Origin of the sequence: Acinetobacter sp. SWAC5 (assembly GCF_003419885.1) — a bacterium.
Lineage (GTDB): Bacteria > Pseudomonadota > Gammaproteobacteria > Pseudomonadales > Moraxellaceae > Acinetobacter > Acinetobacter cumulans.
In genome coordinates, this window is record NZ_QUWR01000063.1 from 1 (window position 1) to 2,318 (window position 2,318).

The 2,318-nt window shown below is 31.6% G+C and carries 3 protein-coding genes; 2 read left to right on the forward strand and 1 reads right to left on the reverse strand.

The genetic code is table 11. The annotated features are described in order from the left end of the window. The first annotated feature begins 313 nt into the window (after nucleotides 1-313). Nucleotides 314-613 (forward strand): hypothetical protein, encoded by a 300-nt coding sequence (locus tag DYI81_RS17790; protein WP_005005752.1) that lies wholly within the window; start codon nucleotides 314-316, stop codon nucleotides 611-613. Between the two features lie 175 nt (nucleotides 614-788). On the opposite strand, the gene DYI81_RS17795 is transcribed toward DYI81_RS17790, so the two are convergent. Then, nucleotides 789-1,151, reverse strand: coding sequence for a hypothetical protein (locus DYI81_RS17795; RefSeq protein ID WP_005005750.1), 363 nt, complete (start codon nucleotides 1,149-1,151; stop codon nucleotides 789-791). A 60-nt stretch (nucleotides 1,152-1,211) separates the two neighbouring features. On the opposite strand from DYI81_RS17795, the gene DYI81_RS17800 reads away from it, so the two are divergent. Then, the gene (locus DYI81_RS17800; RefSeq protein WP_005005749.1) at nucleotides 1,212-1,958 is read left to right on the forward strand and encodes a hypothetical protein; all 747 of its coding nucleotides are present in this window, start codon (nucleotides 1,212-1,214) and stop codon (nucleotides 1,956-1,958) included. The last annotated feature ends 360 nt before the right edge of the window (nucleotides 1,959-2,318 follow it).

Consider the following 2,318-nt stretch of genomic DNA (forward strand, 5'->3'; position numbering starts at 1 on the left):
AATGACACCAAATGAGTTTTACTATGATCAGCTACCCCAACAAAACAAGGTGGCTTAACTAGAGCGGAATATCACTTATAAATACGCTTTTAGTTGTTCAAACAAGTGGGACCACCTCTAGAGTAAAGTACTCTCGTACAATAACTATTGTAATGCTACTAATTAAGTTGCTTAAATCTAAATAATTAAACATAGCTGCAAACATGAATCTCAATTTTTTATTCGGCTTTATCATAATTATTGTTGGCGGTGGTGCAGCAATAGTTGCGCTTCGTTCAATGTTAGAAAATGAAATTTTTATGAAGGATAGTATATGGCTATGAATAATTCTAAATTCGATAAATACTTATTGCGCTCATTTTTAAAAAATACTGGACTTGCAATAATTTCAATTAGTGCAATAGCATTGGTTATATTTGCATGTTATGTGGTTTATATAGGAATAGGAAAAGCATCAACTTATGTATTCAATAACTTTGTACTAACTCTAAAAACTATTGGCTATATCGTATTATTTTTAATCGCTTTAAATTTAGTTATCTGTTTTATTGAAAATGTTATCAAAGAAGCCAATCAAAAAAGGAGTGAAGATAGTTCAGAAGATAATGTATGAGGGTAATAAAAAGTATCATACTGGCTTACTCTCAACACTTTGATTTTTTGGTCTTTATCTCCATCAAGTGTATTTTCTAAAATATAGTATGAATCTTTTACCCTCATACACTAAGGGGTTAAGAAAGGTTTCGGCAAGAAACGCCCCTCAACAAAACACCTACGATAAAAAAGTTTTAGTGATCGTGGTGATCTGTATCAATTACGTCATTATTGTTTGCATTAAACTTAGCCTGCTCTTTATAAAAATTATAGTCGGCATTGTCGTATACAAGCTCTTTTGGGTAAGGGATACCCATTTCATCAAGCTTTAAAGCGTAATAATGCGGTATTGGCTTGGTTGGATTGAAGTATGGTTCAGGGTAGTACTGAGTAACGACTTTAGCGGAGTAGGAATTAACGAGTTGATCTACATCGCTTTCTATTGTTTTTTGTTGGTCATTGTAATAAGAGTCAACAAGCTCTTTGTCTGAGTGGCTTGCTGCACAACCTGAAAATATTAAAGGTATTAAAATAGCGATAATTCTATAATGTTTCATTTTAAATAGGCCCAGGTGTAGTGTATATTTAATGGAACGTTAAAATACTTTTGATTATACATGACTTTTAAAGATGCTGTAACACCACCTTTTAGCAGAGGAAAAAGAGAACATAAGTTCTTGGCTAAAATGTTAAAATCTGAAAAAGATAAGATTAAGCTTTATACCAAAAGTTTAAGAAAAATTACTTTTAATGAGCTTTTAATTAGAGCAACTTTAATTTTAGTTGTGGTTTTTGCGTTAAGTTTTTGTATCTTTGGCGTATACCTATCTTTGAACGGTTTATTCTCAAAAGATGTGCATTTAGGAATGATTGGCATTATAGGTGATAGTAGTAGAATAATATTATGTACCATCTCAGCTATATTGTGCGCGGTTACAGCTTTCAAACTGTTTAAGAAAGCAAAAATTGACTGGAAAGAACATCAGTCATCAAAACGATATGCCAAAGCAATAACGAAAGAGTACCAGTCATTAAATAATTTGATTTTGGAACAGATTAAACAAGATAAAACAGGCAGTTATTGGCTGAACAGCAAAGAGATCCTGAGCATAACAGAGCAATACGAAGATAACATAAATGAAAACACAAAAGATTATCTGGTAAGTTTTACGCAAGATACGACTAAAAAGTATGTTAGGTTTTACATATATAATAATTCGCATATCTCTAATGGGTATACCAATGTTTTACATATACACTCGACTACTTTAACAATTTATTCACACTGTCTAAGTTATTCGGATTCGTTGAGTGTTAAAGACCTTTTAGATATTTCTGTTAAAAGTATTTGCATAAATTATTAGTTTTACTATAATACTTTTAAGAACAAAATTTAAATGTTTCTTACGACATTAAAAGAATGGGAGGCTTATAGCTTCCCATTTTTCTTTTTAAAATAACTATTATTTTTCTAAAACATCATTTGCCTTTTTCTCAAAACCCTTAACTTCTGCTAAAAGTTCTTCATTTTGGGCCATTGTGTCAGTAAAGGTCTGTTTCGAGAATTTAATGAATTCCAATGCATCATTGATCGATTGCTCTTTGAGAGGTGGTCCCACTTGTTTGAACAACTAAAAGCGTATTTATAAGTGATATTCCGCTCTAGTTAAGCCACCTTGTTTTGTTGGGGTAGCTGATCATAGTAAAACTCATTTGGTGTCATT

Bases quoted from the DNA above. Each gene is read 5' to 3' on its own strand.
- DYI81_RS17790 (WP_005005752.1), top strand. From the start codon at position 314: ATGGCTATGAATAATTCTAAATTCGATAAATACTTATTGCGCTCATTT.
- DYI81_RS17795 (WP_005005750.1), bottom strand. From the start codon at position 1,151: ATGAAACATTATAGAATTATCGCTATTTTAATACCTTTAATATTTTCA.
- DYI81_RS17800 (WP_005005749.1), top strand. From the start codon at position 1,212: ATGACTTTTAAAGATGCTGTAACACCACCTTTTAGCAGAGGAAAAAGA.